General features: G+C 66.4%; 20 protein-coding genes. 11 read left to right on the top strand and 9 right to left on the bottom strand.

What is annotated here, in order from left to right:
* Nucleotides 1-198: 198 nt before the first annotated feature.
* Together Q4G14_RS00005 and Q4G14_RS00010 are read right to left on the bottom strand one after the other, a co-directional pair.
* Nucleotides 199-834 carry an MOSC domain-containing protein gene (locus tag Q4G14_RS00005; RefSeq protein WP_303359895.1) on the bottom strand — a complete coding sequence of 212 codons (636 nt, stop codon included), beginning with the start codon at nt 832-834 and terminating at the stop codon, nt 199-201.
* A 65-nt stretch (nt 835-899) separates the two neighbouring features.
* On the bottom strand, nt 900-2372 hold the full coding sequence (locus Q4G14_RS00010) for an NAD-dependent succinate-semialdehyde dehydrogenase (protein ID WP_303359663.1): 1473 nt from the start codon (nt 2370-2372) through the stop codon (nt 900-902).
* A 174-nt stretch (nt 2373-2546) separates the two neighbouring features.
* On the opposite strand from Q4G14_RS00010, the gene Q4G14_RS00015 reads away from it, so the two are divergent.
* A complete protein-coding gene (locus Q4G14_RS00015; protein ID WP_303359664.1) occupies nt 2547-3209 on the top strand; it encodes a DUF1236 domain-containing protein in 663 nt (220 codons plus the stop codon).
* Nucleotides 3210-3317: 108 nt separating this feature from the next.
* Here the strand turns inward: Q4G14_RS00015 and Q4G14_RS00020 are convergent, their stop codons facing one another.
* Nucleotides 3318-4301 (bottom strand): P1 family peptidase, encoded by a 984-nt coding sequence (locus Q4G14_RS00020; RefSeq protein WP_303359665.1) that lies wholly within the window; start codon nt 4299-4301, stop codon nt 3318-3320.
* A 67-nt stretch (nt 4302-4368) separates the two neighbouring features.
* A complete protein-coding gene (locus Q4G14_RS00025) occupies nt 4369-6024 on the bottom strand; it encodes a thiamine pyrophosphate-binding protein (RefSeq protein WP_303359666.1) in 1656 nt (551 codons plus the stop codon).
* 46 nt (nt 6025-6070) lie between these two features.
* Between Q4G14_RS00025 and Q4G14_RS00030 the strand changes: the two genes are divergently transcribed.
* The 4 genes from Q4G14_RS00030 (at nt 6071) to Q4G14_RS00045 (ending at nt 9517) form a co-directional block, all read left to right on the top strand.
* Nucleotides 6071-6847 (top strand): MaoC family dehydratase N-terminal domain-containing protein, encoded by a 777-nt coding sequence (locus tag Q4G14_RS00030; protein WP_303359667.1) that lies wholly within the window; start codon nt 6071-6073, stop codon nt 6845-6847.
* A 60-nt stretch (nt 6848-6907) separates the two neighbouring features.
* Nucleotides 6908-7384: an SsrA-binding protein SmpB gene (smpB, locus tag Q4G14_RS00035; RefSeq protein WP_303359668.1), complete on the top strand. Its 477-nt coding sequence runs from the start codon at nt 6908-6910 to the stop codon at nt 7382-7384.
* A 154-nt stretch (nt 7385-7538) separates the two neighbouring features.
* Nucleotides 7539-9227, top strand: coding sequence for a DUF3616 domain-containing protein (locus tag Q4G14_RS00040; protein ID WP_303359669.1), 1689 nt, complete (start codon nt 7539-7541; stop codon nt 9225-9227).
* 53 nt (nt 9228-9280) lie between these two features.
* Complete coding sequence (locus tag Q4G14_RS00045; RefSeq protein ID WP_303359670.1) at nt 9281-9517, top strand: DUF1289 domain-containing protein; 237 nt, start codon at nt 9281-9283, stop codon at nt 9515-9517.
* Nucleotides 9518-9601: 84 nt separating this feature from the next.
* Here Q4G14_RS00045 and Q4G14_RS00050 read toward each other — a convergent pair whose 3' ends face one another.
* The 5 genes from Q4G14_RS00050 to ccmI all read right to left on the bottom strand — a co-directional run bounded on the left by Q4G14_RS00050 (nt 9602) and on the right by ccmI (nt 14120).
* Nucleotides 9602-9937, bottom strand: coding sequence for a MerR family transcriptional regulator (locus Q4G14_RS00050; protein ID WP_303359671.1), 336 nt, complete (start codon nt 9935-9937; stop codon nt 9602-9604).
* A 1-nt stretch (nt 9938) separates the two neighbouring features.
* Complete coding sequence (locus Q4G14_RS00055; protein WP_303359896.1) at nt 9939-10874, bottom strand: DnaJ C-terminal domain-containing protein; 936 nt, start codon at nt 10872-10874, stop codon at nt 9939-9941.
* A gap of 62 nt (nt 10875-10936) precedes the next feature.
* Nucleotides 10937-11995, bottom strand: a complete 1059-nt coding sequence (locus Q4G14_RS00060) for an aldo/keto reductase (RefSeq protein ID WP_303359672.1) — start codon at nt 11993-11995, stop codon at nt 10937-10939.
* A 116-nt stretch (nt 11996-12111) separates the two neighbouring features.
* Nucleotides 12112-12579: a Holliday junction resolvase RuvX gene (gene ruvX / locus Q4G14_RS00065; protein WP_303359673.1), complete on the bottom strand. Its 468-nt coding sequence runs from the start codon at nt 12577-12579 to the stop codon at nt 12112-12114.
* Complete coding sequence (ccmI, locus tag Q4G14_RS00070; protein WP_303359674.1) at nt 12576-14120, bottom strand: c-type cytochrome biogenesis protein CcmI; 1545 nt, start codon at nt 14118-14120, stop codon at nt 12576-12578. Before ccmI ends, ruvX begins: the two co-directional genes overlap by 4 nt.
* Nucleotides 14121-14296: 176 nt before the next feature.
* Here ccmI and Q4G14_RS00075 point away from each other — a divergent pair, with 176 nt between their 5' ends.
* The 6 genes from Q4G14_RS00075 (at nt 14297) to Q4G14_RS00100 (ending at nt 20048) form a co-directional block, all read left to right on the top strand.
* Nucleotides 14297-15553, top strand: coding sequence for a sarcosine oxidase subunit beta family protein (locus Q4G14_RS00075; RefSeq protein ID WP_303359675.1), 1257 nt, complete (start codon nt 14297-14299; stop codon nt 15551-15553).
* A gap of 93 nt (nt 15554-15646) precedes the next feature.
* Complete coding sequence (locus Q4G14_RS00080; RefSeq protein ID WP_303359676.1) at nt 15647-15877, top strand: hypothetical protein; 231 nt, start codon at nt 15647-15649, stop codon at nt 15875-15877.
* Nucleotides 15878-15948: 71 nt separating this feature from the next.
* Entirely contained in the window at nt 15949-16281 is a 333-nt protein-coding gene (locus tag Q4G14_RS00085) for a hypothetical protein (RefSeq protein WP_303359677.1), read from the top strand.
* Entirely contained in the window at nt 16275-16598 is a 324-nt protein-coding gene (locus Q4G14_RS00090) for a sarcosine oxidase subunit delta (protein WP_303359678.1), read from the top strand. Before Q4G14_RS00085 ends, Q4G14_RS00090 begins: the two co-directional genes overlap by 7 nt.
* Nucleotides 16595-19534 carry a sarcosine oxidase subunit alpha family protein gene (locus Q4G14_RS00095; protein ID WP_303359679.1) on the top strand — a complete coding sequence of 980 codons (2940 nt, stop codon included), beginning with the start codon at nt 16595-16597 and terminating at the stop codon, nt 19532-19534. The genes Q4G14_RS00090 and Q4G14_RS00095 overlap by 4 nt, the downstream gene beginning before the upstream one ends.
* The gene (locus tag Q4G14_RS00100) at nt 19527-20048 is read left to right on the top strand and encodes a sarcosine oxidase subunit gamma (protein ID WP_303359680.1); all 522 of its coding nucleotides are present in this window, start codon (nt 19527-19529) and stop codon (nt 20046-20048) included. The genes Q4G14_RS00095 and Q4G14_RS00100 overlap by 8 nt, the downstream gene beginning before the upstream one ends.
* Nucleotides 20049-20143 lie beyond the last annotated feature (95 nt).

Here is a 20143-nt window from a genome sequence, read left to right on the forward strand (position 1 = left end):
GAATCACGGACAGATGCCGCCCGTCTACCACTTAAGTTAGCGCGTATGGGGCAGACGCCCCTCCCGCATCTTTGGCGACGGCTCTCGGTCCCAACCCAAAGCCGCGCGCCAATCCACGCAGCACGGGCATCTTTGGTCCTTAAATATCCCCGCCGGAGGCACCCGCGCGTGCCGCAAACACCGTCCTCTCTGCCCCTCTCACCCGTCCAGTCGGGGGCGGTCATCCTCGATCTCATCCGGGCGCTCGGCCTTGCGTTGAAAGGCGGCGCGCCAGCCGGGGGCAAGGTGGTCCAGCGCGGCCAGCCGTGCAGCCTCGGCGCGGTCGGTGGCATGGCCAAGCCGCGCGCCGGTGACACGGCGGAGGGTGAACCCGTCATGCGGGCGGTCGATCAGGCGCAAAATATCGCCGGGGGCAACCTCGCCCGGCTCTAACACGCGGTAATACCAGCCGGTGCGCAGACTGGCCTGCACCCGCCGCGCCATGTCTGCGATGCCGGTATGGGCGGTCAGCTTCCAGCAGGGCTGGCGGCCCTGACTAATCTGCACCCGCGCGCGGCCCATGGCCAGAACGTCGCCGATGCACAGGTCATCTTCGGTCAGCCCGATGGTCGAGATATTCTCGCCAAAACCGCCCGCGACAAAGCGCGGGTTCGGCCCCAGTTCGGCCTGCCACAGCGGATAGTGATCGGCGGCATAGTGATGCACCGCCTTTTCCGGCCCGCCATGCATCCGCAGATCGGCCTGCTCATCCCCGGCAAACCCCGTCGGCCCCAGATGCAGCGGCCCCGCCACAGCCGCCTTGGCAATCCCCGAGGCAGGACGCCCCGCCCACATCACCCGCGCGCGGCCCGTAAAGATCGCGTCGATCCGGGCCGCACGCATGGCCAGACCGACAGACATCAGATCGACAGGCAGACGTATTTCAGTTCCAGATAATCGTCGATGCCGTGATGCGATCCTTCGCGGCCCAGACCGGATTGCTTGATACCGCCAAACGGAGCCACCTCGGTCGAGATGATGCCGGTGTTCACCCCGACGATGCCGTATTCCAGCGCCTCCTGCACGCGGGTGATGCGGCCCACGTCGCGGGCATAGAAATACGAGGCCAGACCAAAGATGGTGGCATTGGCCTTTTCGATGGCTTCTTCCTCGGTCTCGAACCGGAACAGCGGGGCCAGCGGACCAAAGGTTTCCTCGGTCGCGACCTTCATGGCGTCGGTGACGCCGGTGACGACCGTGGGATCAAAGAACAGCCCCTCGCGCCGCGATCCGCCGGTCAGCACCGCGCCGCCGCCGTCCAGCACATCCTGAATATGTTCCTCGACCTTGGCGACGGCATCCTGATTAATCAGAGGGCCGGTGGTGGTGCCCTCGGCCAGCCCGTCGCCGACCTTCAGCTTGTCCACCGCTTTGGCCAGCCGCTGCGCGAAATCGTCGTAAACCCCGGCCTGCACATAGATCCGGTTGGCGCAGACGCAGGTCTGCCCGTTGTTGCGGAACTTCGAGGCCATCGCCCCTTCGACGGCGGCATCCAGATCGGCATCGTCAAAGACGATGAAGGGCGCATTGCCGCCCAGTTCCATGCTGCATTTCAACACCTGATCGGCGGCCTGACGCAGCAGGATGCGCCCCACCTCGGTCGAGCCGGTAAAGGTCAGCTTGCGCACCAGCGGGTTTTCGCAGAACTCCTTGCCGATGTCGCTGCTGCGCGACGAGGTGACGACCGACAGGATGCCCGCAGGCAGACCGGCGCGCTCGCCCAGAACCGCCAGTGCCAAGGCCGACAGCGGCGTTTCCGCCGCAGGCCGCGCGACAAAGCCGCAGCCCACCGCCAGTGCCGGGCCGCATTTGCGGGTAATCATCGCATTGGGAAAGTTCCACGGCGTGATCGACCCGACCACCCCGATGGGCTGACGCAGCACGCTCAGCCGCTTGTCGGGCTGATGGCCGGGGATGGTTTCGCCGTAAACCCGCTTGGCTTCTTCGCCGAACCATTCGATGAAGGATGCGCCATAGGCGATCTCGCCCTTGGCCTCGGCCAGCGGCTTGCCCTGTTCGGCGGTCAGGATGGTGGCCAGATCGTCCTGATTGTCCATCATCAGATCGAACCATTTGCGCAATACCTGCGCGCGCTCCTTGGCTGTTTTCGCCTGCCAGCCCTTCATCGCCCGATGCGCGGCCTCGATGGCGCGGGCGGCATCCGCGCGCGACAGATCGGCGACCTCGGCGATCACATCGCCGCGCGCCGGGTTTCTGACGGGAAAGGTTGCGCCATCCGCCGCCGAAACCCACTCCCCCGCGACAAAAGCGCGCGTTTCCAGCAGCGACGGATCTTTCAAAAGCGATTTCAGGTCGGTGGTGTCTTGGGTCATGGCGGCTCCTTCCCGGATGTTGGCTCACATCATCACGCGGCCCGGCGGATGTCAAAGCCACAGGTTCCCGCCCATGCCGCAAATTTATTGTGATGGCAGGGGCGGAACGATCGACCGAGTTGCCGGGTTTGCTGCCCGATGGCCCGGACAGGGCCGAACAGAAAGGACAGCGTTATGCGTAAACTGTTTGTTGCTACCGCTTTCGCCGCCGCCATCGTTTCGGGCGCGGCCTTTGCCCAGACCACCGCCACGGCGGCCACCGACCTGAACCTGCGGTCCGGCCCCGGCAACTGGCACGAGGTGATCGGCGTCATCACCAGCGGAGATGAGGTCAGCGTGGCAGGCTGTATCGAATCCGCCAACTGGTGCCAGCTGACCTATAACGGCACCGAGGGTTGGGCCTATGGCGACTATCTGGCCGTGGGCGAAGGCGATACGATCCAGCCGCTGTATCCGAACCGCACGCAGATCGGCGTGACGGTGATCGAACCGCCCGCCGACACACAGCCGCAGAATACCGCTGTCGCGGGCGCGCTTGGGGCCTCGATGGGGGCGATCATCGCCGGTCCGTTCGGCGCTGTGGCCGGTGCCGCCCTGGGCGGCGCAACCGGCGCGACGGTGCCGCAGGAACCTGCGCCCGAAATCCACACCTATATCACCGAACACCCGGTCGATCCGGTGATGCTCGACGGCGAACTGGTCGTGGGCGCGGGTCTTCCCGAAACTGTGACCTTGTATGAGGTTCCGGGTTACGAAGATTACCGTTATGTGACGGTTAACGGTCAGACCGTGCTGGTCGGTCCTCAGGATCGCCGCATCGTCTATATCTATCGCTAAGCTGTTCCCTCTTGGCGATCTCTGGGGGCGGGGTCTTCGGACCTCGCCCTTTTTTACACAACGCCCCCGGCTTCCTGTTTGCCTAAATACGCACCTTGGGGCGCGGCGCTACAAATCCGCCCAGCAAGGTTGCAGATCGCCCGCCACCGCCCGTGCCGCATGAATCCCGCGCGCAATGGCCCGCGCCAGACAACAGGCGGCGGCATGGCCGATCTGGAACGGATCGCGCAGCGGGTCGGCCACGGGGCGCGCGCCGGTGGACAGCGCGAACACCAGATCCCCGTCCAGCGGCGTGTGTGAAGGCACCAGCGCCCGTGCCATCCCGTCATGCGCCGCCGTGGCCATGCGCTGCAACGCGGCCTTGTCCAGCGCGGCATCGGTGGCGACGATGGCGATGGTGGTGGCCTCGCCCTGCCGTTTCATCGGTTGCGGTTCGGCGGCGGCGGGGAAGCTGCCGGGCAGGCCAAGCCCGCCGAACTCGGCCCCTATTTCCCACGGGGCGGCCCAGAAATGGCGGCTGTCGCCCACGGTCGGCGATCCAAGCGCGTTGACCACCACCAGCGCCCCCACGGTCACGCCGCTGTCCAGCACGGCCGAGGCCGACCCCAGCCCGCCCTTCAGCCAGCCGGTCATCGCGCCGCTGCCTGCCCCGGCGGTGCCAATGGCGAAATCCGGCGCTGCTGCATCCAAAGCCGCGCGGCCAAGCGCCGGATAGGGGTTGTCGCGCCAGCCCTTGTCGCCGCCGTTCAGCAGGTCAAAGACGATGGCCCCCGGCACGATCGGCACCCGCGCCGCGCCAATGGCAAAGCCGCGCCCGGCGGCCAGCAGCCCGGCCATCACCCCGTCACAAGCCGCCAGCCCGAATGCTGATCCGCCCGCCAGCACCAGCGCATCGACCGCCGGAACCAGCTTGTCCGGGGCCAGCAGCTCGGTTTCCCGCGTGCCCGGCGCGCCGCCCATGATATGCACGGCGGCGGCAAAGGGCGCATCGGCGGTCAGCACCGTCACGCCGGATTTCAGCGCGGGGTCATGCGCATTGCCCACCCGCAGCCCGGCGACATCGGTTATCAGGTTGCGCGCGCCGGGTCTCATCGCGGCACCTGCGCCACGCCGCGCACCCCGGCTGTCGCGCACCTGCGCCGGTGACGGGCGTTGGCCATCACGATTGATCCTGCTGCGCGGCTGCCCTGATCTGGGTCAGGGTGGCGGCGGTGGTCAGGGCCTCGGGGTCCAGCCGCAACTCGATCACCGCCAGCGCGCCCGCCTGCCGCGCGCGATCAAAGGCGGCGGGGAAATCGCCGCCATCCGTCACCACCTCGCCATGGCCGCCATAGGCGCGGGCCAGCGCGGCATAATCGGGGTTGAACAGATCGGTGCCCGACACCCGCGCGGGATAGTGTTTTTCCTGATGCATCCTGATCGTGCCATAGCGCCCGTTATTCGCCACGATGACAATCGGCGTGGCGCCATACTGCCGGGCGGTGGACATCTCGTTCAGGGTCATCTGGAAACAGCCGTCGCCTGCCATGCATACGACAACCCGCCCCGGATGCTGCAAGCTGGCCGCCACCGCCGCCGGAAAGCCGTAACCCATCGACCCCGAAGTGGGCGCGATCTGCGTCCGCGCGCGCTTGAACCGGAAATAGCGATGCACAAAGGACGCATAGTTGCCCGCGCCATTGGTGATGATCGCGTCCTCGGGCAGATTGGCCGACAGCCAGCAGATCACCTGCTCCATCTTGACGGCACCGGGGGTTTCGCGCGGGGTCTGCCAATCTTCGTAATGCGCGCGCAGAGCGGCGGTCCAGTCGTCCCAGCGGCGCGGCGCGGCGGTGTCGGCCAGTGCGGCCAGTGCCGCGCGCGGGCAGGCGGCGATGCCGGGGTCGGCGCGCCACAGATGCCCGATCTCGTCCGGGTCGGGATAGACATGCACGATCCGCCGCCCCTGCGCGGCAGGGTGCATCAGCTCATACCCGGCGGTCAGCGTGTCGCCCAGACGTGACCCAAGCGCCAGAATGCAATCCACCTCGCGCAGCGCGGCACCAAGGCGGCCATTCATCCCCACGCCCAGATCACCGGCATAGTTGGGCAGGCGGTTGTCCATGTAATCCTGCCGCCGGAACGGCACCGCCACCGGCAGCCCCCAGTGTTCGGCAAAGCGCGCCAGATTGTCGGCATCGGTCTGCGTCCAGATCGTGCCGCCGGGCACCACCAGCGGACGTTCCGCCGCCGCCAGCGCATCGGTGATCGCCGTCACCTGCGCCGCCGACAGGCCCGCCACCGGACGCGGGGCCGGGGTAAGGTCGGGCGCATCGGTGCTGGCCGACAACATGTCTTCGGGCAGGGCCAGCACCACCGGGCCGGGGCGGCCCGACATGGCCAGATCAAAGGCGCGGGCGACATATTCGGGGATGCGGTCGGTCTGGTCGATCTGGGCCACCCATTTCGCCAGCCCGCCGAACATCTGCCGGTAATCGACCTCCTGGAACGCCTCGCGGTCGCGGTCAGAGCGGGCGATCTGGCCGATGAACAGGATCATCGGCGTGCTGTCCTGTTTCGCCACATGCACGCCTGCACTGGCATTCGTGGCCCCCGGCCCGCGGGTGACAAAGCAGACGCCGGGCCGCCCGGTCAGCTTGCCCGCCGCCTCGGCCATCATGGCGGCCCCGCCTTCGTGACGGCAGACCACGTTCTGGATGCCGCTGTCATGCAGCCCGTCCAGCACCGCCAGAAACGATTCGCCCGGCACGCTGAACACGCGGCCCACCCCCTGCGCCCTAAGCGCCTCGACCAGAACCTGCCCGCCGTGTCGCATGGATTCGCCCTTCCCTGTGTCTGTCTGCTGCACTAGCCTAGCGGCTATGAACCGGCCCGTCACCCTAAGCGATCAGATCGACCCCGCGCGCATGAGCGCACTGGCGACCACGCTGGGGCTGCGGTGGACAGCCGACAGCCCGCTGCCGCCCTTTGCGCATCAGATCTATTTCTGGGATGCCCGCCCGGCGGATCAACTGGGCCGCGACGGGCACCCGGCGGTGGGGCAGGGCGGGCTGATCCCCGACATGGGCCTGCCGCGCCGGATGTGGGCCGGGGGACGGCTGCATTTCGCCGCGCCGCTGTTTGCCGGGCAACCGGCGCAAAAGACCTCGACCGTCGAATCCACCGCCCGTAAAGAGGGCAGATCGGGGCCGCTGGCCTTTGTCACCCTGCGCCATGACATCAGCCAGAACGGGCGGCTCTGCGTCACCGAATGGCAGGATCTGGTTTACCGCCCCGAGGCACGGGCCAGCGCCGCAACCCGCTACCCCGATGCGCCCACCGATGCCGATGAACAGCAGGACCGCAGCTTTACCAGCACCGATCTGTTCCGCTATTCCGCGCTGACCATGAACGGCCACCGCATCCATTACGACGCCGATTACACCCGCGACACCGAAGGCTATGCCGGGCTGGTCGTCCACGGCCCGCTGCTGGCGCAGCATCTGATGCTGATGGCCGGGCCGGGGCTGGAGAGGTTTTCCTTTCGCGGTGTTTCGCCGCTGACCGCGGGCGAAGCAGCGCGCCTGTGCCGCCGGGGCGATGACCTGTGGGTGGCTGGCGGCGATGGCCGCCTGTGTATGCAGGCCACGCGCGGTTAGTTCGGCCAGCGGGCGCGCAGCCCTTTACACCCGGCCCGCGCGCACCTATCTGCAAGCGTCATGGCCAAGGAACCCGAAAACAAGAACTACAAGGTGATCGCCGAAAACCGGCGGGCACGATTCGATTACTTTATCGAATCCGATCTCGAGGTCGGCATCGTCCTGACTGGCTCCGAGGTGAAGTCCCTGCGCACCGGCCGGTCGAACATCGCCGAATCCTATGCCAGCGTGGAAAATGGCGAATTGTGGCTGATTAACGGCTATATCGCTGCGCTGCCCCATGCGGGCGTGTTCGGGCACGAAGAACGTCGCCGCCGCAAGCTGCTGGTCAGTCGCCGTGAACTGGCGCGGTTGTGGCAGGCCATCGGGCGCGAAGGCATGACGCTGGTGCCGCTGGTGATGTATTTCAACCATCGCGGACGGGTAAAGCTGAAAATCGGCATCGCCAAGGGTAAGAAGGTCGCAGACAAGCGCGAAACCAGCGCGAAACGCGACTGGGGCCGCCAGAAACAGCGGCTGCTGAAGCAAAACACCTGATCCGTCGCCGCTTTTTCATCGGTTTGTCATCAGAGGGGGAACCCGCCGCCCTCTGACGGGCGTTTGTCATCATAAAATGACATGTGGCGGAATAAGCACGGTCGCCACGCGTAAGTCTGACAACTTACGATGGTAACTGCTGAGGGCGGGGGTGATGGCAAAGAACAGGAAAAAGAAACTGTCCGATCTTGCAGACGAATTCGACACGCTGTCGGCGGCTGCGGGTTTCGAGACCGATGACGGTTTTGACGACAAGAACGACAAAGATGACAAGGCCGACAAGCAAAAGCCCCTTGGCACCGCCAAGGCCGTCGAGACCATGTTCCGCAACGCTGTGCGTTCGGAAATGGATATGATCGCCCTGGCGGCGACCAAGGCGAACATCATGATCTCGCTGAACGGGCTGATTATCTCGGCGCTGATGATCTCGGGTGCGTTCATCTTTGCCAATTCCGCCGCCTTTCTGCTGCCGGCAGGGGTCTTTATGGCGACGGCGGCCTGTTCGATCATCTTTGCCCTGCTGGCGGCATCGCCCGAACGGGTGCATTATCTGCGCGGGCTGGCTGATTGGGTCCGCGCCCTGCGCCGGGGCGAGGCAGGTTTGCGCGATCTGCGCACCTATATGGACCGGGCCAATCAGATGCACGAGGATCACGATCTGAACCTGCTGATCTACGAAGACCGCGTGCGCATGACGCCCGATGATTACTGGGACCGGATGCAGGCCCTGCTGCGTGACCGCGACGACATCTATCGCAAGATGAGCGATCAGCTGTATTGGCTGGGCCTGATGGCGGATCGCAAGTTCAAGATGCTGAACGTGTCCTATACCGTGTTCCGCTGGGGCCTGCTGATTTCCGTCATCGCCTTTGTCGGCATCAAATCCGCGTTCGGCCTGTTTCCCGGCCTGACCGGGCAGCCACAACTGCCGCAACTGCGCAACCTGGGGATTTCGGAATTCCGCGACATCTATGAACCCTCGGCGGTGCAACAGCTTCCCGATGGCCGCATCCTTGTCGTCGAGGACGAGGCATCCCGCGCGCTCAGCCTGATGAGCATCGGCACCGACGGCACGCTGGTCGAAGACCCGGCCGCCGATGTGCGCCTGACCCGCGCCTTTGGCCGCCGCCTGAACGATCTCGAAGGGCTGTCGGTCGATGACCACGGCTTCATCTATGCGATCACCTCGCATTCGGCGAATGCCGATGGGCAACGCCGCGCCGACCGCGAACAGATGCTGCGCTTTCGGATCGAGGGCAACCACGTCGGCCAGATCACCAGCTATACCCATATGCGCGACGCGCTGGACGGGGCGACCGAGCTGAAGGCCAGGGTGCAAGAGATGACCGGCGAGGAAATCGACTTCGCCGGTCTGAACATCGAGGGTCTGGCCTTCCACCGCCAGACCCAGAACCTGATGCTGGGCCTGCGCGAACCGCTGGTCGCGGGACGGTCGCTGATCGTCACCATCCGTAACCCGAACGAGGTGTTCGCCGGTATCGCCCCGCCGGCTTTCGGCGATCCCATCGTGCTGGACATGCAAGGCGGCGGCATCCGCGCGCTCAGCTTTGACCCGGTGATCGGGGCGTTTCTGATTGTGAATGAAATCCGCGACGAGGATGGCAAGAACCATTCGCAACTATGGTCATGGAGCGGCGATCCGGCGGATGAACCGGCGATGGTCGATCTGCCCGACATCATCAACCTGAACAACGTCGAATCCATTGACTCGATTACCATCAACGGCGAATCCCGCCTGCTGCTGATGAGCGATGAGGGCAATCAAAAGAAAGGCCGCCCGGCGAAATACATGATGCTGGATTACGCCCAGATCGGCCACTGACAACGGCGCGGCGCGGGCCTTGCAACCCGCGCCGCCGGCGCTATGGTCCGGCCATGGATGACCGCGCCCCCATTTGGACCCGTGACGAAGTGCAAAGCCCCTGCGTCAATATCTGCGTGATCCACCCGCAGGAAGGCATCTGCGTCGGCTGCTATCGCACCCTCGATGAAATCGCGGCATGGGGCGGCATGTCCGCCGATGCCCGCCGCGCCATCCTGACCGAACTGCCCGCCCGCAAACCGCTGTTGAAAAAACGCCGTGGCGGCCGCAACGGACGCCGCGATCCCTGACCCGGCGGTTCCCAGGCATCTTTGGTCAAAAAATATCCTCTGGGGGTCCGGGGGGCGAAGCGCCCCCGGCCTTTGGGCGCACCCTTAGCGCAGCCGCCGCAGCGTGCCGTGAATGCGCGTGCGCACCTCGTCCGGTTCCGCCGCCACCGCCTGCATCAGCGCGCGCATGTCGCCGCGCATGGTGTTCAGCTGGTCGATCAGCGACATCACCATATCCAGCGCATCTTCGGGCAGGTCATAGGTTTCGGCCAGATCGCTGACCAGTTGCAGCCGCGCCAGATCGGCTTCGCGATACATCCGCGCGCCGCTGTCGCTTTGCACCGGCTGCACCAGCCGCGCGCGGCAAAAGGCCACCAGCCGGGTTTCGGTCAGGTCGGTGACAGCGGCAATGACTTCGGATTCGGAATAGATGCGGGCCATCTTATGCCTCCTTCCTTGGGTCATAGGCGTGGGTCTTGCGCCAGTTTTCCATAAAGGCACGCAGATCGTCATCGACCTGCGGCGGCATCACCACCTTCAGTTCGACATGCTGATCGCCGCCATTCACGCCGCGCCCGCGCAGGCGCAGACGGCGCCCGGTGGATGCGCCGGGCGGGATCGTCAGGTTCACCGGCCCGTCGATGGTCGGCGCAGGCACCTTGCCGCCCAGAACCGCCTCGTCGATAGAGATGGGCAGGGTGATGAAGATGTCGTCACCCTCGCGGCGGAAGGTCGGATCGGGCAGCACGGTCAGCGTCAGATAGGCATCGCCCGCCCCACCCTGACCCATCCCGGCCCCGCCCTTGCCGCGCAGGCGGATGGTCTGGCCATCCTCGGCCCCCTTGGGGATCGTCACCTCAAGGTCAGAGCCATCGGGCAGGGTGATCCGGGTCTTGCCGCCCCGCGCGGCGGTCAGCAAGTCGATCTGCAACTGAAACCGCAGATCCTGCCCGCGCATATGGAACGCTTGCTGATCGAAACCACCGCCCGCACCCGCACCACCAAAACCGCCCGCACCCCGTGCCCGCGCCCCACGCCCGAACAGATCGTCGAACACGCCCGACAGGTCGGGGTCGCCGCTGAAACCATAGTCGCGGGCATAGGGATTGCCCGCCGCTTCGGCATGTTCGCGATAGGAACGGCGCTGCGGCCGTTCCTGCCCCTGTCCGTCGATCTCGCCCGCGTCAAAGCGGCGGCGCTGTTCGGGGTCTTTCAGCAGGTCATAGGCGGCGGCGGCTGCCTTGAACCGCTCGACCGCCTTGGGATCGGGGTTCAGGTCCGGGTGATCGGTCTTGGCGATCTTGCGATACGCCTTTTTGATCTCGGCATCGGTGGCCGATTTTGTCAGGCCAAGGGCCGCATAAGGATCGCCAGCCATCATTCCCCCATGTTCCCCGGTTTGTCGCGCACCTCAGACAGATAGGCCCCGCGCCGCCCCGGTCAATAGGGCATCGCGGTTGCCTTGTGAAACTGCGCGATGGCGTCCAGCGTGTCGGCATCGGGCACCCGGCCCAGCCCGGCGATCAGATGCGCAAGCTGCGCATCGGTGGTGGCCCCGATGATCGGCACCACCTTGAAGGGGCGCGTCAATTGCCAGTTGATCGCCAGATGCATCGGGTCCCAGCCGCGAGTGGCACAAAGCGCCAGCCAGTTGTCCACCGCCTGCGCCGCGCGATCCGTGCGCCGCCCGCCCAGATTGCCCTGCCCGCCGCTGGCCTTGTCCACGGCGGCGCGGCTGCCGGGCGGCAGGGTGCCGCCCTGATATTTCCCGGTCAGCAGCCCGGCGGCCAGCGGGGAATAGGACAGCAGCGTGACATCTTCGTTCACCGCCACTTCGGCCAGATCGGTGTCATAGGGGCGATACAGCACCGAATATTCGTTCTGGATCGCCGCCATGCGCGGTGCCTTGATCCCACCGGCCACGTCGATCCAGCGGGTCAGCCCCCATGCGCTTTCGTTCGACAGCCCCGCCGCGCGGATCTTGCCCGCCGCCTGCGCGGCCTTCAGCGCGCTCAGCACGTCCTGCATATGGGCGATGGTCGCCGCGCGGTCCTGTGTCGAGGGATCATAGCTCCAGTTCTGCCGAAAGGCATAGGAACCGCGCACCGGCCAGTGAAGCTGGTAAAGGTCGATCCGGTCCACCTGCAACCGTCGCAACGAGGCGTCGATGCAGGCCGTCACCGTGGCCCCGTCAAAGGGGGCGCCGTCGCGCACATTGGGGCTGGGGCCGCTGATCTTGGTGGCGATCTGCATCCGGTCGCCGGGCCGCCGCGCGGCGACCCATTCGCCGATGATTTCCTCGGACCGGCCCACGGTTTCAGGGCGGACGGGGTTCACCGGATACATCTCGGCGCAGTCGAAAAAGGTTATGCCCGCATCCATCGCCCGGTCCATCTGGGCAAAGGCATCCTCGGGCGGGGTCTGGTTGCCGAATGTCATCGTCCCCAGACAGATTTCGCTGACCCCGACATCGCTGCCGCCCAGATTGACCCGTTTCATGTATGACCTCTTGTTCATTTGCCGCGCAAGCTAAAGGCGAAGGCGGCGGGATGAAAGGGGGCAAGGGCGGGTGCGGGTTCTGCCGCCCTGCCGCGCCCGCCCGGCCCCGGCTTGCGTCAGGACAGATAGCGCAGCCGGTCCAGCGCGCCTTGCAGGATATATCCGGCGGCGACCTGATCTATCACCTCGGCCCGGCGCTTGCGCGATGTGTCGGCCTCTAGCAGCGCGCGTTCGGCGGCGACGGTGGACAGGCGTTCATCCCAGAAGGTGATCGGCAGATCGGTCAGCCGCGCCAGATTGCGGGCAAAGGCGCGGGTGGATTGCGCGCGCGGGCCTTCGCTGCCGTCCATATTGCGCGGCAGGCCCAGCACGATCCCGGCCAGCCCACGATCCGCCACGATTTTCAGCAGTTCCGCTGCATCTGCGGTGAATTTCGTGCGCCGGATCACCGACAGGGGCGAGGCCACCTGTCGCAGCCCGTCGCTGACCGCGACGCCGATGGTCTTGGTGCCAAGGTCCAGCCCGGCGATGGCGCCGGTGCGGGGCAGGGCTGCGGCGAAATCCTCGACCGTTTCGCAGATCATTCGGTGATCCCGGCGCTTTGGGCGGCGGCGTCGATCACGGCCAGTGATTCAGGATGGTCGGCAAAACGCTGCCGCGCCTCGGCCAGAATGTCGCGGGCGTGAGCTTCGTTGCCAACCACCATCAGAGCCGAGATCAGCCGCGCCCATTCATCCGCCGTGCCGCCCTGCGTGGCCAGCCGCGATTCCAGCCGCCGCACCATATCCAGCACCATCTGCTGGCGCTGTTCCGGCGTCATGTCGCCAGCGGCCTGAATATCTTCGGCGGTGGGGCCGGGGGCATCGCCTGCCATCGGCATCCCCATCATCACGCCGCCCGCCGGGGGCTGCGCGCTGGCGGCGGCCTCGATCTGCGTCAGGGCGTCGGGCTGGTCGGCATAGGCCGTGCGGGCGAGGTCGGCCATTTCCGCCGCCTTGTCATCCTGCCCGATCACCTTCAGCGACGAAATCAGCCGCGCCCATTCCTGCGCCGAGCCGCCCTGAGTGGTCAGCCGGGCCTCTAGCCCTTCGACCATGCCGGCGATCATCTGTTCGCGTTCCTCGGGCGTCATCAGCTGCGCATCGGCCATTTGCCCGGCGGTCGGGCCGGTCAGCCCCATGGCGGGGGGCTGATAGTTCGGCTCGCCCGCGACCCAGGCCAGATCCTCGATCGAGTCGCGGATCGGGGCGATCCATGGCGCGTCGGGCGGTCCCTGTTCCAGCAGCCCGGCCCAGATGCGGAAGGTCAGGTCGGGGCGGGCGTTCTGCGCATACAGGATGCCCTGCACATAGCGCGCCTGCGGATAATGCGGATCGGCGGCCAGCGCACGGTCGATCAGCGCCTCGGCCTCGGGCGAGACGATGCCGCCGGTCGCCTGCACCATCAGCGCGGCCAGTTGCGTCAGTTCACTGGCGCTGGCCTGATCGCCGCGCAGGGCGACCAGCCTTTCCTGTGCGTCGCGGGCGGCGGTGGTATTGCCCAGCCGGGCCTCGTTCTGGGCCAGCAGGATCAGCCCCTGCGGATCGTCCGGGTTGCGGGCCACGGCCTGACGAAGCTGTTCGATCAACCGGGCGAATTGCGGATCGGCCGGATCGACGGTTTCCGGCGGGGTGGGGGCGTTTGTCTCTAGCTCGGCCTGCGACGGGCGGTTGGCGCGCATCTGTTCGGCATCGGCCAGACGCGCCGACAGCGGCAGATCGCGCAGGCCCGGCACACCCTCGCGCCAGTAAAGCCCAAAGGCCCCGCCCGCCAGCACCAGCGCCACCAGCGCCGCCCCGGCCAGCGCGCCGCCCCGGCGCGGCCCCTTGGCGGCCTCAAGCGTCAGCCTGCGGTCGGCCTCCAGCACCTTGCGGCCGATTTCGGCGCGCAGCCGGTCGGCGTCGTCGGCGGCGATGATGCCGCGCGCCAGATCGCGATCCACCTCGCGCAATTGGTCGCGATACACCTGAAGATCATAGGCGGCGGGGGAATCGGGGATGGCCGCGTCGTCCCGCCGCCGGAACGGCAGCAGGATCGCCCCCACGACCAGAGCCGTCAGCGCCGCGCAGATGATCCAGAACAGCATCGTCTTCCCCTTGGTTTGCCGCCAACGGGTTAGCCCGTTTCCCCCCGGATCGAAAGCCGAAAGCGTCGCACAAGGTCGCGATGCACTGTCGCATCCTGCACGGCGATGCCGCATTCAGGCTTGTCGCTGCGGCGGGGCGCGGGCATGTTTGACGGCGATTCACCCAAGGGGATGCCATGACCAAATCGGGCCGTTATTCCGTCTTTGCCATCGCACGCGAGGCGATGCGCCTGCACACCGGCTGGAAACGCGCATGGGCCAGCCCTGAACCGAAATCCTCCTACAAGGTGATCGTCGTCGGTGCGGGGGGGCACGGTCTGGCCACAGCCTATTATCTGGGCAAGAACTTTGGCATCACCGATGTGGCGGTGCTGGAAAAGGGCTGGCTGGGTGGCGGCAATACCGGGCGGAACACCACGATCATCCGGTCGAATTACCTGCAAGACCCCTCGGCGGCGATCTTTGACAAGGCGCTGCAACTGTATGAGGGGCTGTCGCAGGATCTGAACTATAACGTCATGTTCAGCCCGCGCGGCCTGATTATGCTGGCGCAGTCGGAACATGAGGTGCGCGGATACAAGCGCACCGTCTATGCCAACAACCTGCAAGGCGTATCCACCGAGTGGATCGAGCCTGCGCGCCTGAAAAAACTGGTGCCGATCATCAATATCGACGGGCCGCGCTATCCTGTGCTGGGCGGCTTGTATCAGGAACGCGGCGGCACGGCGCGGCATGATGCCGTGGCCTGGGGCTATGCCCGCGCGTGCAGCGATATGGGGATGCACATCATCCAGAACTGCGAAGTGCAGGGGATCGAGACGGCGAACGGTCAGGTGACGGGGGTCAACACCTCGAAAGGGCGCATCGGCTGTGACAAGCTGGCGCTGGTGGTGGCCGGGCATTCGTCGCATCTGGCCGAAATGGCGGGTTTCCGCCTGCCGATCGAGAGCGTGGCGCTGCAAGCCCTGGTATCCGAACCGATCAAGCCCTGTATCGACGTGGTGGTGATGGCCAATCTTGTGCATGGCTATCTGTCGCAATCCGACAAGGGTGAACTGGTCATCGGCGGTGGCACCGACGGGTTCAACAACTTTACCCAACGCGGCAGCTGGCAGCATGTCGAGGAAACCGTGCGCGCCCTGATCGAGACCTTCCCCATCATTTCGCGCCTGAAAATGCTGCGGCAATGGGGGGGGATCGTGGATATGACCGGCGACCGCTCGCCCATCCTGTCCACCACGCCGGTGGGCGGCATCTTTGTGAACTGCGGCTGGGGCACCGGCGGGTTCAAGGCGATCCCCGGTTCCGGCTGGGCGATGGCGGAACTGGTGGCCAACGGCCAGCCCGGCCCGCTGGCGGCGGAATTCGGCCTGAACCGTTTCCGCGAGGGCCGGTTTGTCGATGAATCCGTGGCTGCGGGTGTGGCGCACTGACCGGGGCCGATTGATGAAGATCAGTTTTCAGGGAACCAATGCGGCAGCCTGCGGATTGTGCAACCACATTCCGAACGCGAGAAAGGTTTTCGCATGGCAGACCAACAGAACAACTCGGGCCTTTACTTCATCGTGGGCGCTGTCGTCGTCGCGGTTATCGCGATCATCTGGTTCATGTCCTCGGGCGGGGCACCCGCACCTACGGCCTCGACCGGCGACACCACGACTGTCACCGTCGAAACCCCTGCCGTCGAGGCGCCCGCGGCCGATGCTCCTGCCGTTACCATCGAGGAAGCCCCGGCCGAGCCGGCCCCGGCCAACTGATCTGACCCATGCTGCCGGCGGGGGATACCCTGCCGGCACCGCCCTGACCTTGCGATCCGTGCAGGTGCGCCATGCTGCGTGATGCTGTGCGCAAGATCGCCCTGTGCGACGAACCGGGCCATTCCGCCGGGCTGACCGGCGCGGCTGTTGTGGTCGGCGCAGATAGCCTGCCTTTGCAACACGATGCGCACCGTCGTCGCCGCGCCATGCCGCGCCTGCGCCGTGCTGCGATGCCTGATGCCGCCCCCCGGAATTGTGGCCGCGCCATGCCGGGCCATCTGCGGCTGTCCGGCCCATCCTTGTCTGATCCGTCTGATCCCGCCATCCGCCGCCCTTGGGCTGGCGTGACGCGGGATCATGCCGCCACCCTGCCGCCACAATCCAAGGAGCCTGAGGGATGCTGACCCTGACCTGTCCCTATTGCGGCGTCGCCGCCGAGGAAACCGAACTCGCCCCCGGTGGCGAGGCGCATCTGAAACGGATTGGCCCCGACGGCAGCGAGGACGATTTCGAAGCCTATCTGTTCGCCCGCAAGAACCCCAAGGGCGTGCATCTGGAACGCTGGCGTCACGCCTTTGGCTGCGGCAAGTGGTTTCTGGCCGCGCGCGACACCATGACCTTGCAGGTCTTTGGCACCTATGCGGCCCAGACCCCCGCGCCCACCGACGAGATCATCGCAGAAATCCGCAAACACCGCCCCGACTGGAGCTATCAGCCATGAGCGACGCCCCCAAAGAACACGGCCCGTTCCGTCTGGCCCAAGGCGGTCGCCTGATCGACCGCGCCTATTCCACGCCCTTCCGCTTTGACGGGCGGCATCTGCGCGGGCTGGCGGGCGATACGCTGGCGTCGGCGCTGCTGGCGTCAGGGATTTCGCTGCTGGGGCGGTCGTTCAAATATCACCGCCCGCGCGGGGTGATTTCCTCGGGGGCCGAGGAACCGAACGCGCTGTTCGGGCTGGGGCAGGGCGGGCGGTTCGAACCGAACCAGCGCGCCACCACCACGCCCCTGATGCCGGGGATGGTGCTGCGCAGCCAGAACGCCTGGCCCTCGCTGAATGTGGACATCGGCGCGGTGAACAACTGGCTGTATCGGTTCTTTCCCGCCGGGTTTTACTATAAGACCTTCATCCACCCCCGCGCGGCGTGGAAGCATCTGTTCGAACCCGTCATTCGCCAAAGCGCGGGTCTGGGCGCGGTGCCCGATCAGCCCGACCCGGACCGTTACGAACAGGCGTATGACTTTGCCGATGTGGTGGTGGTCGGCGGCGGTATCGCCGGGCTGAGCGCCGCGCGCGAGGCGGCGGATACCGGCGCGCGCGTCATCGTGCTGGAACAGACGCCGCATTGGGGCGGGCGCACGCCGACCGACCATGCGGGCGGGCAGGCGGCGGTCGATGCGCTGCTGGCCGATCTGCGCGGGCGCGACAATGTGGTGCTGCGGCGCAATAGCATGGCGACCGGGCTTTACGACCACGGCTATCTGATCGCGCGCGAGGCTTTGGCCGATCACGATCCGAACGCGGGCATCCCGCGTCAGCGGCTGTGGCGCATCCGCGCGGGCCGCATCGTGACCGCAACCGGCGCGCTGGAACGCCCGCTGTCCTTTGCCTGCAACGATGTGCCCGGCGTGATGCTGGCCAGTGCCGTGCGCGACTATATCGACCTTTATGCGGTTGCGCCGGGGCGGCGGATCGTGGTGGTCACGAATAACGACGACGCCTATCGCACCGCGCTGGCCGCGCTCGATGCCGGGATCGAGGTTCCGGCCATCATCGACGCCCGCGCCAAACCGGCGGGCGCGCTGATCGACGCCGCGCGCGAACGCGGCATCCGCATCCTGCCCGGCAGCGGTATCGCCAAGGTCAAGGGCGGCCGCGCCGTTTCCGGCGTCGAGGTCTGCGATTTCGTCGGGCAGGGCGAGGTGCGCGAAACCATCGCCTGCGATTGCGTCGCCATGTCGGGCGGCTGGTCCCCTGTGGTGCATCTGTGGTCGCATTGCGGCGGCAAGCTGACATGGGACGAACGGCGCGGCATGTTCCACCCCGACCCGAACCGCCCGCCGCTGGGTGCCGATGGTCAGGGCAATGTCACCGTGACCGGGGCGGCCAATGGCGATTTGACCTGCGCCGGCGATCTGGAACAGGCCGAAGGCGCGATGCAGCCGGTCTGGGTCATGCCCGCCGCCGCGTCTCGCAAGGCGCGGTTCAAGATGTGGCTGGATTTCCAGAACGATGTAAAGGTCAGCGACGTGGAACTGGCCGCGCAGGAAGGCTATGAAAGCGTCGAACATACCAAGCGTTACACCACGCTGGGCATGGCGACCGATCAGGGTAAGGTCAGCAATATCAACGGCTTGGCGATCCTGTCCAAGGCGCTGAACCAGCCGATCCCGCAGACCGGCACCACGACCTTTCGCCCGCCCTATACGCCGCTGACGCTGGCCACCATCGCCGCCGAGGCGCGGGGCGAGGCGTTTCAGCCGCTGCGCCGCACCGCGATGCACGACTGGCACCAGAGGCATGGGGTGCAATGGGAACCCGTCGGCCACTGGCGCCGCCCCTATTGCTATCCCCGCGCGGGCGAAGATGCCCATGCCGCCGTCTCGCGCGAGATTTTGGCGGTGCGCAATGGGGTTGGCACGCTGGATGCCTCGACCCTGGGCAAGATTCTGGTCAAGGGGCCGGATGCCGGGCGGCTGCTGGACATGCTTTATACCAACCTGATGTCCAGCCTGCCGGTGGGCAAATGCCGCTATGGCCTGATGTGCAGCGAAAACGGCTTTCTGATGGATGACGGTGTGGTGGCGCGGCTGTCGGATGACAGCTTCCTTGTGCATACCACCTCTGGCGGGGCCGACCGTATCCATGCGCATATGGAGGACTGGCTGCAATGCGAGTGGTGGGATTGGCAGGTCTATACCGCCAACCTGACCGAACAATTCGCGCAGATCGCCGTCGTCGGTCCCAAGGCGCGTATCCTGCTGGAACGGCTGGGCGGGATGGACCTGTCGCCGGAAACCTTGCCCTTCATGGGCTGGGCCGAGGGCGAACTGGGCGGCATCCCCGTGCGCATCTATCGCATCAGTTTCTCGGGCGAGCTGTCGTTTGAAATCGCCACCCCCGCGAACCGCGGGCTGGAGCTGTGGCAGGCGCTGCATCAGGCCGGGGCCGATCTGGGCGTGGTGCCCTATGGCACCGAGGCGATGCATGTCATGCGCGCCGAAAAGGGCTTTATCATGATCGGCGATGAAACCGACGGCACGGTGATCCCGCAGGATCTGGGCCTGAACTGGGCGATCAGCAAGAAAAAGGCCGACTATATCGGCAAGCGCGCGCAGATGCGCAGCCATATGACCGACCCGGACCGCTGGCAGCTTGTCGGGCTGGAAAGTGTGGACGGGCGGATGATCCCCGATGGCGCCTATGCCGTGGCCGAGGGCGTGAACGGCAATGGCCAGCGCAATACGCAGGGGCGCGTCACCTCGACCTATCAATCGCCGACGCTGGGGCGGCCGATTGCGATGGGGCTGGTGCTGCACGGGCCGCAGCGCATGGGCGAGGTGCTGGAATTCCCGGTGCCCGGCGGCGAGGCGATCAAGGCGCGGATCGTCGATCCGGTGTTCTATGACAAGGAAGGGACCAAGGCGAATGGCTGAGGCACTGGCACATATCGCCCGCGTGGACGGGCTGGGCATGGTGATGATCCGCGCCGATCTGGCCCGCGCCGGCGATGCAATCGCCGATGCGGCAGGGCTGGCGATCCCGGCGCAGGCGCGCTTCACCACCGATGGCAGCCGCTGGCTGGGCTGGATGTCGCCTGACGAGTTGCTGCTGATCGTGCCGGGTGCCGACCGGGCCGGGGCGGTGGCGGCGCTGGAACAGGCGCTGATGGGCGAACACGGGCTGGTGGCCGATGTGTCGGATATGCGCGTGGTCTTTGACCTGACCGGGCGCAAACCCGAACAGGTGCTGGCCAAGCTGGCCCCGGTCGATTTTGCCGCGCTGCCCGCCGATGGTCTGCGCCGCACCCGTGCCGCGCAGGTGGCGGCGGCGATGTGGCGGCAGGGCGAGGGCGGCTGGCGGCTGATCGGGATGCGCTCGGTCGCGGGCTATCTGGCCGAAATCCTGACCAATGCCGCCATGCCGGGCAGCGATCTGGACCCGCGCTGATCGACCCGCCCCGGCGGTGGCGGTAAGGCGGCGAAAGTGCTGGCAATCGGGGGCTTTGTCCGCCACAACAAGGCGATGACAGCGCCCGAACCACA

It is taken from the genome of Paracoccus sp. (in: a-proteobacteria) (assembly GCF_030538755.1).
Classification (GTDB): domain Bacteria; phylum Pseudomonadota; class Alphaproteobacteria; order Rhodobacterales; family Rhodobacteraceae; genus Paracoccus.

Excerpts from the sequence above, each read along its gene's own strand:
- Q4G14_RS00045 (WP_303359670.1), top strand. The coding sequence starts at position 9,281 with ATGGATGACCGCGCCCCCATTTGGACCCGTGACGAAGTGCAAAGCCCC.
- Q4G14_RS00095 (WP_303359679.1), top strand. The coding sequence starts at position 16,595 with ATGAGCGACGCCCCCAAAGAACACGGCCCGTTCCGTCTGGCCCAAGGC.
- Q4G14_RS00040 (WP_303359669.1), top strand. The coding sequence starts at position 7,539 with ATGGCAAAGAACAGGAAAAAGAAACTGTCCGATCTTGCAGACGAATTC.
- Q4G14_RS00075 (WP_303359675.1), top strand. The coding sequence starts at position 14,297 with ATGACCAAATCGGGCCGTTATTCCGTCTTTGCCATCGCACGCGAGGCG.
- Q4G14_RS00030 (WP_303359667.1), top strand. The coding sequence starts at position 6,071 with ATGAACCGGCCCGTCACCCTAAGCGATCAGATCGACCCCGCGCGCATG.
- Q4G14_RS00005 (WP_303359895.1), bottom strand. The coding sequence starts at position 834 with ATGTGGGCGGGGCGTCCTGCCTCGGGGATTGCCAAGGCGGCTGTGGCG.
- ccmI (WP_303359674.1), bottom strand. The coding sequence starts at position 14,120 with ATGCTGTTCTGGATCATCTGCGCGGCGCTGACGGCTCTGGTCGTGGGG.
- Q4G14_RS00100 (WP_303359680.1), top strand. The coding sequence starts at position 19,527 with ATGGCTGAGGCACTGGCACATATCGCCCGCGTGGACGGGCTGGGCATG.
- Q4G14_RS00050 (WP_303359671.1), bottom strand. The coding sequence starts at position 9,937 with ATGGCCCGCATCTATTCCGAATCCGAAGTCATTGCCGCTGTCACCGAC.
- Q4G14_RS00055 (WP_303359896.1), bottom strand. The coding sequence starts at position 10,874 with ATGGCTGGCGATCCTTATGCGGCCCTTGGCCTGACAAAATCGGCCACC.
- ruvX (WP_303359673.1), bottom strand. The coding sequence starts at position 12,579 with ATGATCTGCGAAACGGTCGAGGATTTCGCCGCAGCCCTGCCCCGCACC.
- Q4G14_RS00025 (WP_303359666.1), bottom strand. The coding sequence starts at position 6,024 with ATGCGACACGGCGGGCAGGTTCTGGTCGAGGCGCTTAGGGCGCAGGGG.
- smpB (WP_303359668.1), top strand. The coding sequence starts at position 6,908 with ATGGCCAAGGAACCCGAAAACAAGAACTACAAGGTGATCGCCGAAAAC.
- Q4G14_RS00010 (WP_303359663.1), bottom strand. The coding sequence starts at position 2,372 with ATGACCCAAGACACCACCGACCTGAAATCGCTTTTGAAAGATCCGTCG.
- Q4G14_RS00060 (WP_303359672.1), bottom strand. The coding sequence starts at position 11,995 with ATGAAACGGGTCAATCTGGGCGGCAGCGATGTCGGGGTCAGCGAAATC.
- Q4G14_RS00015 (WP_303359664.1), top strand. The coding sequence starts at position 2,547 with ATGCGTAAACTGTTTGTTGCTACCGCTTTCGCCGCCGCCATCGTTTCG.
- Q4G14_RS00080 (WP_303359676.1), top strand. The coding sequence starts at position 15,647 with ATGGCAGACCAACAGAACAACTCGGGCCTTTACTTCATCGTGGGCGCT.
- Q4G14_RS00020 (WP_303359665.1), bottom strand. The coding sequence starts at position 4,301 with ATGAGACCCGGCGCGCGCAACCTGATAACCGATGTCGCCGGGCTGCGG.
- Q4G14_RS00090 (WP_303359678.1), top strand. The coding sequence starts at position 16,275 with ATGCTGACCCTGACCTGTCCCTATTGCGGCGTCGCCGCCGAGGAAACC.
- Q4G14_RS00085 (WP_303359677.1), top strand. The coding sequence starts at position 15,949 with ATGCTGCGTGATGCTGTGCGCAAGATCGCCCTGTGCGACGAACCGGGC.